Annotated in this window: 13 protein-coding genes; 11 read left to right on the top strand and 2 right to left on the bottom strand. The window is 63.6% G+C overall.

Annotation, left to right across the window (positions count from 1 at the left end; all coding sequences use genetic code 11):
* Positions 1-148 precede the first annotated feature (148 nt).
* The 8 genes from fdh3B (at position 149) to AC1DU8_RS16665 (ending at position 9,078) form a co-directional block, all read left to right on the top strand.
* Positions 149-769 carry a formate dehydrogenase FDH3 subunit beta gene (gene fdh3B / locus AC1DU8_RS16700; protein WP_457279598.1) on the top strand — a complete coding sequence of 207 codons (621 nt, stop codon included), beginning with the start codon at positions 149-151 and terminating at the stop codon, positions 767-769.
* Entirely contained in the window at positions 766-999 is a 234-nt protein-coding gene (locus AC1DU8_RS16695; protein ID WP_457279597.1) for a hypothetical protein, read from the top strand. Before fdh3B ends, AC1DU8_RS16695 begins: the two co-directional genes overlap by 4 nt.
* 14 nt (positions 1,000-1,013) lie before the next feature.
* On the top strand, positions 1,014-2,192 hold the full coding sequence (locus AC1DU8_RS16690; RefSeq protein ID WP_457279596.1) for a formate dehydrogenase subunit gamma: 1,179 nt from the start codon (positions 1,014-1,016) through the stop codon (positions 2,190-2,192).
* 28 nt (positions 2,193-2,220) lie between these two features.
* A complete protein-coding gene (locus AC1DU8_RS16685; RefSeq protein WP_457279595.1) occupies positions 2,221-2,607 on the top strand; it encodes a hypothetical protein in 387 nt (128 codons plus the stop codon).
* 76 nt (positions 2,608-2,683) lie between these two features.
* Positions 2,684-3,703, top strand: coding sequence for a formate dehydrogenase accessory sulfurtransferase FdhD (locus AC1DU8_RS16680; protein ID WP_477666109.1), 1,020 nt, complete (start codon positions 2,684-2,686; stop codon positions 3,701-3,703).
* A gap of 23 nt (positions 3,704-3,726) precedes the next feature.
* Complete coding sequence (locus tag AC1DU8_RS16675) at positions 3,727-5,298, top strand: C13 family peptidase (protein WP_477727002.1); 1,572 nt, start codon at positions 3,727-3,729, stop codon at positions 5,296-5,298.
* 69 nt (positions 5,299-5,367) lie between these two features.
* Complete coding sequence (locus AC1DU8_RS16670; protein ID WP_477666111.1) at positions 5,368-7,929, top strand: ABC transporter permease; 2,562 nt, start codon at positions 5,368-5,370, stop codon at positions 7,927-7,929.
* Between the two features lie 717 nt (positions 7,930-8,646).
* Positions 8,647-9,078, top strand: a complete 432-nt coding sequence (locus tag AC1DU8_RS16665) for a group II truncated hemoglobin (RefSeq protein WP_477666112.1) — start codon at positions 8,647-8,649, stop codon at positions 9,076-9,078.
* 98 nt (positions 9,079-9,176) lie between these two features.
* Here the strand turns inward: AC1DU8_RS16665 and AC1DU8_RS16660 are convergent, their stop codons facing one another.
* Both AC1DU8_RS16660 and AC1DU8_RS16655 read right to left on the bottom strand, forming a co-directional pair.
* Entirely contained in the window at positions 9,177-9,665 is a 489-nt protein-coding gene (locus AC1DU8_RS16660) for a hypothetical protein (protein ID WP_477727001.1), read from the bottom strand.
* A gap of 82 nt (positions 9,666-9,747) precedes the next feature.
* Positions 9,748-10,647 carry a LysR family transcriptional regulator gene (locus AC1DU8_RS16655; RefSeq protein ID WP_477727000.1) on the bottom strand — a complete coding sequence of 300 codons (900 nt, stop codon included), beginning with the start codon at positions 10,645-10,647 and terminating at the stop codon, positions 9,748-9,750.
* A gap of 101 nt (positions 10,648-10,748) precedes the next feature.
* Between AC1DU8_RS16655 and AC1DU8_RS16650 the strand changes: the two genes are divergently transcribed.
* The 3 genes from AC1DU8_RS16650 to AC1DU8_RS16640 are packed head-to-tail and all read left to right on the top strand — an operon-like array spanning position 10,749 to position 12,817.
* The gene (locus tag AC1DU8_RS16650; RefSeq protein ID WP_457279588.1) at positions 10,749-11,624 is read left to right on the top strand and encodes an SDR family oxidoreductase; all 876 of its coding nucleotides are present in this window, start codon (positions 10,749-10,751) and stop codon (positions 11,622-11,624) included.
* A 40-nt stretch (positions 11,625-11,664) separates the two neighbouring features.
* Complete coding sequence (locus AC1DU8_RS16645; RefSeq protein WP_477726999.1) at positions 11,665-12,138, top strand: AtaL-like protein; 474 nt, start codon at positions 11,665-11,667, stop codon at positions 12,136-12,138.
* A 10-nt stretch (positions 12,139-12,148) separates the two neighbouring features.
* The gene (locus AC1DU8_RS16640) at positions 12,149-12,817 is read left to right on the top strand and encodes an NAD(P)-dependent oxidoreductase (RefSeq protein ID WP_477726998.1); all 669 of its coding nucleotides are present in this window, start codon (positions 12,149-12,151) and stop codon (positions 12,815-12,817) included.
* Positions 12,818-12,851 lie beyond the last annotated feature (34 nt).

Genomic DNA, 12,851 nt, shown 5'->3' with positions numbered 1-12,851 from the left:
ACATGACCCCCACGCTTTTCACTTCGTGTAATGCGCTGCCCCCCGAGGGGGCCGCTGCGCCTGCGGCCCGGCAAAGCCGGTTCCGCGGCCCCTGCTTGGGCAGAGCCCCGCGCAAGCTTCCGATCAACCGGTTTTCTCTGGAGACGTCATGGCACGCATGAAATTTGTTTGTGATGCGGAGCGCTGCATCGAATGCAACGGCTGCGTCACCGCCTGCAAAAACGAAAATGAAGTCCCGTGGGGTGTGAACCGCCGCCGCGTGGTCACGCTCAACGACGGTGTCCCTGGTGAAAAATCCATCTCGGTGGCCTGCATGCACTGCAGCGACGCACCCTGCATGGCTGTCTGCCCCGTCAACTGTTTTTACCGCACCGAAGAAGGCGTGGTGTTGCACGACAAGGACGTCTGCATTGGCTGCGGCTATTGCTCATACGCTTGCCCCTTCGGCGCGCCGCAGTTCCCGGCTGCCGGCACGTTTGGCGTGCGCGGCAAGATGGACAAATGCACCTTCTGCGCCGGCGGTCCTGAAGTCAACGGCAGCCAGGCCGAGTTTGAAAAGTACGGCCGCAACCGCCTGGCCGAAGGCAAGCTGCCGGCCTGCGCCGAAATGTGCTCGACCAAGGCCCTGCTCGCCGGCGACGGCGATGTGGTCGCCGACATCTTCCGCAACCGTGTGGTGCAACGCGGCAAGGGCGCCGAAGTCTGGGGCTGGGGCACGGCCTACGGATCCAAACAGGCAGGCCAGCCGCCCGCAGGAGCCAAATCATGATGCGCCTTCTTGTCTTGACCCTCTCCTTGTCGGCTTTGTCGGCCTGCGGCGAAAAACCGCAGACCCTGGGCAGCGGTGTGAAAAGCGACGGCGCCGCCTACCAGGGCGTGCAAACCCAGTTTGCGGCGCCAGGCTGGAAGGCCGGCGACAAGACCAGCTGGGAGCAAGGCCTCAAGGCCCGCGCACAAAACAGCCAGAACGAGTACACCAAGACAGGTAACTCGAAATAGTGACCGGAGGCCTTATGTTTTGTGCGCGACCAGCTATATTTTTCATAGCGGCCAGCCTGGCGGGACTTGCCTGTGCGCAAGCGCCTGCGGCTCCGCCGGCCACCGCCGCGCCTGCCACCGCTCCCGCTGCCACCGGCGGCATCCAGGGCCAGAACATCTTTGAGGTCAAGCCCGAAGCCAGCGCCGACCCCAACTACGCCAAGCAGACCAATGGTGAACGCGCCAAAGTGCAGCCGGGCAACAACGCGCCCATGTGGCGCCAGGTGGGCGAGGGCGTCACCGGCTACAGCAGCCTGCCCAAGAGCGAAGCGCCCGAAGCCGGCAACCTGATTCAGCCCTTTGTGCAGTACCCCGGCTCACGCCTGACCAACGCCGGCGAAGCCTGGCGACAGGTGCGCAACAACTGGATCATTCCCTATGGGGGCTCGCTGTTCCTGATCGTGCTGTTGGCCATCGCGATTTTTTACTTCAGCAAGGGTTCGATCAAAACCCACGGCGTCGACACCGGCCGCAAGATCGAGCGCTTCACGCCGTTTGAGCGTGCCGCGCATTGGTCCAACGCGATTGCGTTCTGCATCCTGGCCATCTCAGGCCTGGTCATGGCATTCGGCAAATTCTTCCTGCTGCCCGTCATTGGTGGCGCGCTCTTCGGCTGGCTGACCTGGACCCTCAAGACCATGCACAACTTTGCCGGCCCGCTGTTCGCGGTGTCGCTGGTGATCGTGTTCCTGACCTTCCTGCGCGACAACTGGCCGCAAAAGGGCGATCTGCACTGGCTGGCCAAAGGCGGTGGCCTGATCACGGGCGGCGAAGAACCGCCTTCGAACCGTTTCAACGCCGGCGAAAAACTCATCTTCTGGGGCGGCGTGTTCTTCCTGGGCATCGTGGTGGTGTCGTCGGGCTTTGTGCTCGACAAGCTGCTGCCCGGCCTGATCTATGAGCGCTCGACGATGCAGGTCGCACACATGGTGCACGCCGTGGCCACCGTGCTCATGATGTGTTTGTTCCTCGGCCATATCTACCTCGGCACCATCGGCATGCAGGGCGCCTACAAGGCCATGCGTACAGGTTACGTCGATGAGACCTGGGCCCGTGAGCACCACGAATACTGGTATGACGATGTCAAAGCCGGGAACATTCCGGCCCAACGCAGCAAGCCTGTTGACCCGCCCGGCCAGACGGCGCAGGCATAAGCCCCGAAGAGTTGTAGTGAGGAATCCCATGAAAAAAATTCTGATCATGAGCTTGCTGGCCGCCGCATCGGCCGCGTCGCTGGCCAAACTGCCCGCCCTGAGCGACGAAGCCAAGGCCAAGGCCGCAGAAGCGGCCGCCAAGACCGCCTGGACCGGCAAGCTGGAGGCCTACCAACTGTGCAAGTCGCAAGACAAGGTCGCCGCCAGCTATTACAAAACGGCCAAGGCCACCGGCAAAGAGACCAAACCGCCGACGCCTGCACCTGCTTGCGCGGACCCCGGCCCCTTCGCCTACACCCCGCCTGCAGCAAAGCCGATCGAAGCGGCCGGCGCGCATTCACCCGCAGGCAACGCTACCAGCCCGCCCAGTACCAAGCAGCCCGATGCGGTTGGAAACCCCGCCAAGAAGTCCTGATCCACTTCCAGGCTCATTCCACTTCCCGAAAGGCCGACTCCGCAAGGGGCCGGCTTTTTTGTTGTAGTCTTCCCTCATGCCCGCCTCGACATCTCTTCCCTCACGCCTGCCCCGGCTGACCAACGCCCAGGCGCCCCTGACCTGCGAGGTTGATGCCGTCAATGAATATGGCGAGACGCACAAGGTCGCCATCCCCGCCGAGCGTGCCCTCACCGTGTATGTCGACAAACGCGAGCTTGTGACGCTCATGACATTGGGCGCTCACCCTGAGCTGCTGGTGCTCGGCTACCTGCGCAACCAGCGGCTGGTCAAGGATGTGGCCGATATCGAATCGATCACCGTCGACTGGGACGTGGGCGCGGCCGCCGTCAAGACGCACCACGGCATTGAAGACATTGAAGAGAAAACCTCGCGCCGTGTGGTCACCACGGGTTGCGGGCAGGGCAGTGTGTTTGGCGGCCTGATGGACGAAGTCGACGGCATCGTGCTGCCCGCAGATGCGCACATCACCCAGGCCCAGTTGTATTCCCTCGTCAACACCATACGGCTCAAGGAAACCACGTACAAATCCGCCGGCTCGGTGCATGCGTGTGCATTGTTTGCGATGACGGCGGGCGACCCTGAAATGCTGCTCTTCGTGGAAGACGTGGGCCGCCACAACGCCATAGACACCATCGCTGGCTGGATGTCAATCAATAGGGCCCCCACGCTCGGCACTGACGTGTCCTCGCTGCCCCCCGAGGGGGCGTTGCGCCTGCGGCCTGGCAAAGCCAGTTCCGCGGCCCCGGCTGGTGAAGAGGGTGAGCCCGCGGTCGGTGCTTCGTCGACCGATCTCGGCTGGGACGGACTGGTCTTCTACACCACCGGCCGCCTCACCAGCGAAATGGTGATCAAGTCCGCGCAGATGGGGGTGCCCATCGTGGTCTCGCGCAGCGGCATCACGCAGATGGGCCATCAGGTCGCGCAGTCAGTCGGCCTGTGCGCGATTGGCCGCGCCACCAACAAGCGTTTTGTCTGTTATGCCAACCCGCAGCGGCTCAAGCTGCAGCCAGAACTGGCTGGCCCCCGCCCTCGCAATGTGGGCGCTGAGCCCTGAATCTGCCGTGGCATGATGCCGCCATGCACGACGCCCACGTCCAACACACCTCGCCTGGCATCCCGGAACCCTTGCTGAGCCCGGTGGACTGCGGCCGTCCTGATACCTCTGGCCGGCTGAGCACATTGCGCTGGATACAGGAGGGAGTTCGTGCTGCGTTTTTCCTGCCTGTCCGCGTGGCGGGGAAAACACCGACGCCATTGCAGGTGATGGGCATTGTGATTCTGGCCGCAACCATGGAAGTTGCGTTGATGCGGCTGGAAATTGCAGGCCCCGCGGTGTTTAACCTGCAGGCCTGGTTGTCGACATGGTGGACGATCGGGTTGGGCGTTGGCCTGGCGTGGTGGGCTTTTCCTGCTTCGGCAGTTGTGCCTGCCCCTGAAGCGGACGAGCCGGTTCCCGGTGACCAACCGCCTCGCGGTGTGGCGGCCTTTTTCGCGCTGTGGCTGGCAGCGGGGCTGCCCAATGTGCTGCTCGCCCAGGGCGTGGTTGCTGCGATTGCGCACGGCTGGATCAAGGCGGCGGTGTTTTCCGCTCCCTGGTTTTACTGGGCGTTGTATGCGGCGGTGACAGCCTGGGCGCTTGGCGTGAGCCTTTTCCTCTTCGTGCGTTTCGCCGGATGGACCTGGCGGACTGCCGTATTTGCGCTGGTCCTGCTGGCAACCACAGGCGTGTCCGCCTGGCAATTCGAGGCGCGTACCTGGGGGGTGGACTATGCGAGCCAGGCCACCGAAGAGAGCAGGCCCCGTCTGCAACTGAGCCAGCAGGTTTTTGAAGAGCAGCAGGCGCTGATGGAAAAGACGATGGCCGCCATCGAGCCGCAGCGCCGCGGTATCACCGATGTCTACGGCCTGGTGTTTGCCCCTTATGCCGCAGAAGATGTATTCCTGCGGGAAAGCACCATGGTCAGCCGTGTGCTTGCCGAGCGCTTCGATGCCGAAGGCCGCGTGATGCACCTGGTCAACCATGCGAGCACCGTGCAAACCCATCCCTGGGCCACCACACTGAATTTGCAGCGCGCCATCGACGCGCTGGCCCAGCGCATGGATCGCGACAACGACGTGCTGGTGGTCTACATGACTTCGCACGGCGCCAGCGACTTCAAGCTGGCCGCCTCCCACTGGCCGCTGCAGGTACCCCCGCTCAGTCCCGGCGAGCTGCGTGAAGCGCTCGACAACGCCGGTATCCGCCACCGCGTCATCGCGATATCGGCCTGCTATTCCGGCGGCTGGATCGACACCCTGGCCAGCGACACCACCCTGGTCATGACAGCTGCTGACGCCACCCACACCTCCTATGGTTGTGGGCGCCTGTCCGAACTGACTTTCTTCGGCCGCGCCATGTTTGACGAGCAGCTGCGCAAGACGCACTCGTTCGAACAGGCTTTTTCCCGCGCTGTGCCGGTGATCAGACAGCGTGAGATCGACGCCGGCAAGGACGACGGCTTTTCCAACCCGCAGATCAGGGCGGGAACCGGCATCGGACCCGTGCTGCGCGCGCTGGAGCAGCGGCTGGATGCCTTGCCGGGCGCTCCGGTTTCGGCCCCAGCTCCAGCCCCGGTGGTGGCGGGACCCGGCTTCAAAACGTCTCCGTAACCCTCCGCTAAATCCCTGGCAAATCCCGGCCATGATGCCGGGATGCGGACTTTGCGTTATGGTCTGCGCATGAACACCCTTTTCCTCAAGCTCGGCTGGAAAACCCTGTTGCGTGACCTGCGCGCCGGCGAGCTGCGCCTCCTGATCGTCGCGGTGACCCTGGCGGTTGCTGCGCTCACCGCGGTCGGTTTTTTTGCCGATCGCCTCAAGGGCGGCCTGCAACGCGATGCCCGTCAGCTGCTGGGCGGCGACGCCGTGATCCGCAGCGACGGCATCACGCCGGCCGCCTTCATTGCCAAGGCGCAGGCGCTGGGCCTGAAGGCCATCTCCACCGTCACCTTTCCCACCATGGGCCGCGCCACCGACGCTGATGGCGGCGCCAGTAAGCTGGTGGCTTTCAAGGGGGTGCCGGAAGGTTATCCGCTGCGCGGCAGCATGAAAATCGCCGACAGCCTGGACGGCCCCGGCGAAGACACGCGGGAGGTGCCGGCCCCCGGCACGGCCTGGGCCGACGCTTCGCTGCTCGACGCGCTGGGCCTCAAGCTCGGCCAGGCCCTGTTGATGGGCGACGCCAGCTTCAAGGTCACCCGCGTCATCGTGCAGGAGCCCGACCGCGGCGCCGGGTTCATCAGCTTTTCTCCCCGCGTGATGATCAACCAGGTCGACGTGGCCGCCACCAACCTGATCCAGCCCGCCAGCCGCACCAACTACCGCTTTGCTGTGGCCGGCGACGACAAGGCCGTCAAGGCCTATGTGAAATGGGCCGCAGACGAGATCAAGAAACCCGGTGCAGAGTCCGGCATCCGCGGCGTGCGCCTGGAGTCGCTCGAATCGGGTAGCCCCGAGATGCGGCAGACGCTGGACCGCGCCGAGAAATTCCTCAACCTGGTGGCCTTGCTGGCGGCCCTGCTGAGCGCGGTGGCCGTGGCCATCGTCGCGCGCGGTTTCGCCACCAAGCACCTGGACGACTGCGCCATGCTGCGCGTGCTGGGCCAGCCCCAGCGCACCATTGCGCTGGCCTACACCTTTGAGTTTGTCGTGGCCGGCATGCTGGCCAGCGCGCTTGGCGTGGCGCTGGGTTTCGCCGTGCATTACGCCTTTGTGCTGCTGCTGGCCGGGCTGGTTGAAACCGCTTTGCCGGCGGCCACCTGGTGGCCCGTCGTGTTCGGCATGGGCATGGGCCTGACGCTGCTGCTGGCCTTTGGCCTGCCGCCGGTGCTGCAGCTGGCGCAGGTGCCGCCGCTGCGCGTCATTCGCCGCGACGTCGGCAACCTCAAACCCGCGTCAATGGCGGTGCTGGGCGTGGGTGTGGCCGGCTTTGCGGCCCTGCTGGTCGCTGCCAGCAGTGATTTGAAACTGGGCCTGATTGCGGTTGGCGGCTTTGCCGGCGCTGTGCTGGTGTTCGCCGCGGCCAGTTTTGCCGCCGTCAAGCTGCTGCGCGCCAGCGTGAACGAAGTCACCGCCCCGCGTTGGCTGGTACTGGCCACGCGGCAGCTGTCTGCCCGGCCCATGTATGCCGTGGTGCAGACCAGCGCCCTTGCGGTCGGCCTGCTGGCCCTGATGCTGCTTGTGCTGCTGCGCACAGACCTCATCAGCAGCTGGCGCAAGGCGACGCCGCCCGATGCGCCCAACCGTTTTGTCATCAATGTGCAGCCGGAGCAGGGCGAGGCTTTCCAGAAAGCGTTGCGCGACGGCGGCGTGAAGAAGTTCGACTGGTACCCCATGATCCGCGGCCGTCTGGTGGCAGTCAACGGCAAGGCCGTCACGCCCGACGACTTTGAAGACGACCGCGCCAAACGCCTGGTGGACCGCGAATTCAATCTTTCCAACAGTGCCGACATGCCCGGTCACAACCAGGTCACCGGCGGGCGCTGGACAGGCGGTGAAAAAGACGCCGTGAGCGTGGAAGACGGCCTGGCCAAAACACTGGGCCTCAAGCTCGGCGATTCATTGCGCTTTGATATCGGCGGCCAGCTCAGCGAGGCGAAGATCACCAGCCTGCGCAAGGTCGACTGGGGTTCCATGCGCGTCAATTTCTTTGTGATGTACCCGGTGGCGCAATTGCCTGCCGATGTCCCTGTGTCCTTCATCAGCGCGTTTCGTGCACCCGAGGCGCTCGCTGTGGCACCCGGCCAGCCGCAGCCCCAGAGTTTTGACAACACGCTGGTCAGGGCGTTTCCCAACATCACCAATGTCGACATGAGCAGCACGCTGGCGCAGGTGCAGCGCGTGCTTGACCAGGTGATACGTGCGGTGGAATTTTTGTTCGGCTTCACGCTGGCCGCGGGCCTGGTCGTGCTCTTCGCCGCCATCACCGCCACGCGCGAAGAGCGCGCCCGCGAGTTCGCCATCATGAGGGCCGTGGGTGCGCGTGCTTCGCTGCTGCGGCAGGTGCAGCGGGCTGAATTGGCGGGCGTTGGTTTGCTGGCTGGCTTTCTGGCTTCCATCGTTGCGTTGGCCGTGGGCTGGGGTTTGGCGAGGTTTGTGTTTGACTTCAGCTGGACTGGTTCGTGGACGGTGCCTTTGGTGGGCAGCCTGGCGGGGGCTTTGCTGGCGCTGGCGGCGGGGTGGTGGGGGTTGAGGTCGGTTTTGAATACGCCGGTGGTGGAGACTTTGCGGAAGGCGCAGTAAGGTTTCTTGCCCTTGGCTTGTTCTTGCTCCGGCGTTGAGCTTTTTGCTGAAGGCGGTTGGCCGGGGGTTGCCCGGCATGCAACTCACTTTCTTTTGCTTCGCCAAAAGAAAGTAAGCAAAGAAAAGGCGACCCTGGTTCCTGCGTCCCTGCGCTTCGCTACGGGCAACCTGCGGTGCTCGGTCCAGCCGGGGTCAAAAACAACTCGCCTTCGGCTCAAACAAGTTTTTGCCCTGATCCGTCTGGGCCTCCGCTCCTCGGCGCATCCACAAGGGGGTGGGAGAGGAATACTGAACAGCCAACAACCGAATACCAGAACCCGAACACCTGAAGAAACAAGGACACGCCATGGCGTGTCCTTGTTGGTATTGGAGTTGGTATTTGTTTTCAGTCCCCGCTCCCGATTAGCCCTTCTGTATGCGCCGAGGAGCACAGGTTCAGGCGGATCAGGGATCGCGATTGTCTGAGCCGAAGGCGAGTTCGAGCGAGACCCCGCCTGAACCGAGCACCGCAGGTTGCCCGAAGCGAAGCGCAGGGACGCAGACAGCAGGGTCGCCTTTTCTTTTGCTTACTTTTCTTTTGGCGAAGCAAAAGAAAAGTGAGTAGCCGCCGGGCTACCCCCGGCCAGCAGCTCTCAGAAGAAGACGCATAGCCGGAGCGAGAACCGGCCAATGACCCCTCTCAACCAACCCCAAACCCCAACATTCGATAATCCAAAGATGCAGATAGAAGAAAAGCCCCCAGGAAACCCTCCCTTCGAAACTCCCTACGCCTGGATAGGCGGCGAAGAGCGCGTCAAGGCATTGGTCGAGCGCTTCTACGACCTGATGGACCTGGAGCCCGGCTACACAGCCCTGCGCGCCGCGCACGGCAGCACCCTGGACAACGCCCGCCAGCGCCTCTTCTGGTTTTTATGCGGCTGGCTGGGCGGGCCGCAGTACTACACCGACCGCTTCGGCCACCCGCGCCTGCGCATGCGCCACATGCCGCAGCAAACCGGCGGCGGCTCGATCGGCATTGCCGAGCGTGACCAGTGGCTGGCGTGCATGGACCAGGCCATGCGTGAAACCGGTGTTGATGAAGCGCTGCGCACGCGGCTCAATGCGTCGTTTTTCCAGACGGCCGACTGGATGCGCAACAGGGGCGAGTGATGATGCAGCGCCCCGGTGCAATGCCGGGTCACTGAATGCTATCAAAAATATAGCTGCTAGCGCCTGACTGCAAAGGGATGCGGCCGGTATTGATCCCGCTAGATAGCGTATCGGCGCCGGCCGTGAGGCAGCACGTTGTGAAGCCACATGCGCTCACGAATGTGCGCCCGTAGCGAGTTGGCCGACAAATCATCCGGATGATCCTCACCGCGATTGCGCGGGGCTTCTGCTGCCTTGGCGGGTTCGGGTTGCCTGTCTTTCTGGATGAAGTTGGTTTCCCTGAGCACATGGCCGCGCACAAAATCTCCCTGCCCGTCAATTTCGTCATACCAGTACACCGACGTCACGTGGGTTTCACTGGCTTCCACCTTGATGTCCCTTTGGACGATCCGGTGGCCATCTTCAATGCCAAGTTTTTTCCTGTGCAGCGCATTCATCCAGACAACTCCTCTTTGTTTTAGTAAGGCGACTCTAACGAGATGTGACGCATTGCGCGGATGCCCCTGGCAACTAAAGAAGAGGTCGGCGCCATATTCCACGCGCCAGTGGCCTGAGGCCAACGGAAATGAGCATTCGTTCACATCCATGGCGGCTCACTCCGGATCGTCAGGCTCGAGAGCGGTGTCGGGCTCGTCTCCGCATCGAGAGAGTTGGGCGTTTGTGCAGACCTCATCTCCCGATGTAGTCCGCCAACTCCTCCGGCGATCCGTTGGGAAAGGCTTCCTTCAGGCAGTCCAGGAAAGCGGATACGCGGGCGCTCAGCAGGCGGCGTGATGGATAGAGCGCCCAGAGGGCAATCTCAGGCCCTTTCACGTCGCCCCAATGCACCAGGGTTCCGGCTGCGAGATCGTGGGAGATCAGCGAAAGCGGAATACGCGCCGCCCCGACATTTGCCCGGACTGCATCACGGACCATGAACAGCGATGACAGGCGCAGGACGGGGTCCACCGCAAACCGTTGTTCACCGCCTGGCCCCGTCATTTCCCAGGGTTCATTCGGGTTTCCTGCCCCGCCTGCCCGCATCACCACCGGAACAGGCGCCTTGCCTGATGGGCGGCTCAGGTCAGGACTGGCCACCACAACCAGGCGGTCCCGCAAGAAAATCCGCCCCACCAGGTTTTCGTCCGGGTCGGGGTTGACGCGGATCACCAGGTCGTAGCCCTCTTCCACCATATCGACCGGGCGATCTTCAGGGATGACCTCGAGCCGGACCTCGCGATGCCTCAGCGCGAACCGGGCGGCGAGCTTGCCCATGGCGGCTTGCGAGAAGAGCAGTGGCGCACTCACCCTCAATGTGCCTCGCGGCGTCTCACCGCCGGAGGTAATCGTGGCGACCGTCTCGTCGAGTTCGGCCAGCAAAACAGATGTCTTTTCGTACAGAGAGCGTCCCTCCTCGGTGAGCTTGAGGGTCCGCGCCCCTCGCTCGAAGAGACGCAGGTTGAGGCCGCTCTCCAGGTCGGCCACCCGCCGTGACAGGGTCGCCTTGGGCCGCCCGGATTCGCGGGCGGCCCGCCCAAAGCCGCCATGCCGGGCCACGAGGTTGAAGTCTGCAAGGGCAAGCAAGTCCATATGTTCCACCAATGAGACGAAGTGTCTAAATATAACGGCTATCGGATACTGAGTGGATCAATCAAGATTGAGGCTCCTTCAACACACAACGGAGTAATTTCATGACCATCCTCATTACTGGCGCAACTGGCAACGTCGGCCGCCAGGTTATCCAGCAGCTCGTCCAGCGTGGCGCCAAAGTGCGCGCACTGGTCCGCGATCCGGCAAAGGCGAACTTCCCGGCCGGCGTCGAAGTCGTTCCAGGCGACCTGCTCGACGTGGCGGCACTGCGGAGCGCGTTCACAGGCGTGTCCACCCTGTTCCTGCTCAACGCCGTGGTCCCCGACGAGTTCACCCAGGCCCTGCTCACGCTCAATCTGGCGCGTGAAGCCGGCGTCGAGCGCGTCGTCTATCTCTCCGTGATCCACAGCGACCGCTACCTGAACGTTCCCCACTTCGCGGGCAAATTCGGTGTCGAGCGGATGCTCGAAGAGATGGGTTTCGCCGCCACCATCCTGCGCCCCGCCTACTTCATGAACAACGACCTCACCATCAAGGACGTGGTCACCGGTTACGGCGTCTATCCGATGCCGATCGGCAGCAAGGGCCTGGCCATGATCGACGCGCGGGACATCGGCGAGATCGCGGCGATCGAGCTGCTGCGCCGCGAGCAGGCGTCGAAACCGCTTCCGCTGGAGCGCATCAACCTCGTCGGCCCCGACACGCTGACAGGCGATGATGTCGCCGCCATCTGGTCAACTGTGCTGGACCGCCCGATCACCTATGGCGGAGACGACACCGCCGGCTTTGAGAAGAACCTGCTGAATTTCATGCCGCCCTGGATGGCGTACGACATGCGCCTCATGAGCGAGCGTTTTCTCACGGTGGGGATGGTTCCCGAATCGGGTGACGTCAAGCGCCTGACGACGCTCCTCGGGCGCCCGCTGCGGTCCTACCGCGAGTTCGCTACCGAAATCGCCGCATCCGCATCGGCATAAGAGCCGGCGGTATAGCAAGCCACACCAAAGGAATACCACCATGATTTATTCAACCGCTACAGTGCCCGTCAATCCGCAAGGCGAAGTGAAGCTCACGCGTGCCCAGGCATGGGCCGGCCTGGTTCTCAAGGCGCGGGACGCGCGCCGCTTCCTGCCGCCAGATCTTTGCACGCGCTGCGAAGTCGTCGAGGAAAGCGCGACGCACATCGTCCGCGAAGCCACCATCGCCGGAGCCGACCTGCGCGAGATCATTGCCTTCGAGCCCGAAAGCAAGGTGACCTTCTTCCAGGCCACCGGCCCGCGCGAAGGCGCGGTCGTCAACGAGTTGTTCGAAGACGAATCCGGAGAGCTCCAGCTGCGCTTCTACGGTTATCTCGGCCTGCGCGGCAAGACGCCGGGCGGCCCCGAAGAGCAGGCCGAGCAAGCCTGGATGGACGGCGAGCAAGGCTACAAAAGCGCGCTCGTCTCGACGCTCAGGCGCACCCGTGAACTGCTCGCGCAGGGCGAACTTTAAAGGCCGGACCATGAACACACTGAACACTGTCGGCATCTCGCTTGCTCGCCCGAAGATTCTGGTTCTTGGCGCCACCGGCGGCACGGGCCGGCTGATCGTCAGGGAAGCGCTTGCACGGGGATTCGACGTTCGCGCGCTCGTGCGCTCCCCGCAGAAGGCGAGCGGTCTCAAGGGCGCCGAGATCATCATCGGCGATGCCCTTGACGAAAGTGCGCTGCGTGAGGCCCTGCGAGGTCGCGATGCCGTCGTGAGCGCCCTGGGCACACCGGTCAGCCCGCTGCGCGAGGTGACCGTTCTCTCCTCGGCCACGCGGGCACTCGTGAGCGCCATGAAAGCGGAGCAGGTCTCGCGCCTTGTCTGCATCACGGGCATGGGCGCAGGCGACAGCGCCGGCCATGGCGGGTTCCTGTTCGACCGGCTGATCCATCCCGTTCTGTTGCGCAAGGTCTACGCCGACAAGAATCGGCAGGAGGCTGCCGTCCGCGCCAGCGGGCTGGACTGGGTTCTGGTGCGCCCTTCCGTGCTGAACGACAAGCCAGCGCGGCGCAAGATCCGTACCCTGACAGACTTGTCCGGTTTTCACGGAGGAACCATTGCGAGACAGGACGTCGCGGACTTCGTCCTGGACCAGGTGCAGGCGAATGACTGGCTGCACCGGTCCCCTCTGATATCTTGGTGACTGCCGCTCCCGGTCAAGGTCGGCAAAAGCTGGC

This window comes from Polaromonas sp. P3_A5 (assembly GCF_056403055.1).
The sequence above is the reverse complement of the archived record's forward strand: the minus strand, read 5'-3'. Positions and strand labels throughout refer to the sequence as shown.

Coding starts and splice junctions, on each gene's coding strand:
- fdh3B (WP_457279598.1), top strand. CDS start 149: ATGGCACGCATGAAATTTGTTTGTGATGCGGAGCGCTGCATCGAATGC.
- AC1DU8_RS16695 (WP_457279597.1), top strand. CDS start 766: ATGATGCGCCTTCTTGTCTTGACCCTCTCCTTGTCGGCTTTGTCGGCC.
- AC1DU8_RS16690 (WP_457279596.1), top strand. CDS start 1,014: ATGTTTTGTGCGCGACCAGCTATATTTTTCATAGCGGCCAGCCTGGCG.
- AC1DU8_RS16685 (WP_457279595.1), top strand. CDS start 2,221: ATGAAAAAAATTCTGATCATGAGCTTGCTGGCCGCCGCATCGGCCGCG.
- AC1DU8_RS16680 (WP_477666109.1), top strand. CDS start 2,684: ATGCCCGCCTCGACATCTCTTCCCTCACGCCTGCCCCGGCTGACCAAC.
- AC1DU8_RS16675 (WP_477727002.1), top strand. CDS start 3,727: ATGCACGACGCCCACGTCCAACACACCTCGCCTGGCATCCCGGAACCC.
- AC1DU8_RS16670 (WP_477666111.1), top strand. CDS start 5,368: ATGAACACCCTTTTCCTCAAGCTCGGCTGGAAAACCCTGTTGCGTGAC.
- AC1DU8_RS16665 (WP_477666112.1), top strand. CDS start 8,647: ATGCAGATAGAAGAAAAGCCCCCAGGAAACCCTCCCTTCGAAACTCCC.
- AC1DU8_RS16660 (WP_477727001.1), bottom strand. CDS start 9,665: ATGGATGTGAACGAATGCTCATTTCCGTTGGCCTCAGGCCACTGGCGC.
- AC1DU8_RS16655 (WP_477727000.1), bottom strand. CDS start 10,647: ATGGACTTGCTTGCCCTTGCAGACTTCAACCTCGTGGCCCGGCATGGC.
- AC1DU8_RS16650 (WP_457279588.1), top strand. CDS start 10,749: ATGACCATCCTCATTACTGGCGCAACTGGCAACGTCGGCCGCCAGGTT.
- AC1DU8_RS16645 (WP_477726999.1), top strand. CDS start 11,665: ATGATTTATTCAACCGCTACAGTGCCCGTCAATCCGCAAGGCGAAGTG.
- AC1DU8_RS16640 (WP_477726998.1), top strand. CDS start 12,149: ATGAACACACTGAACACTGTCGGCATCTCGCTTGCTCGCCCGAAGATT.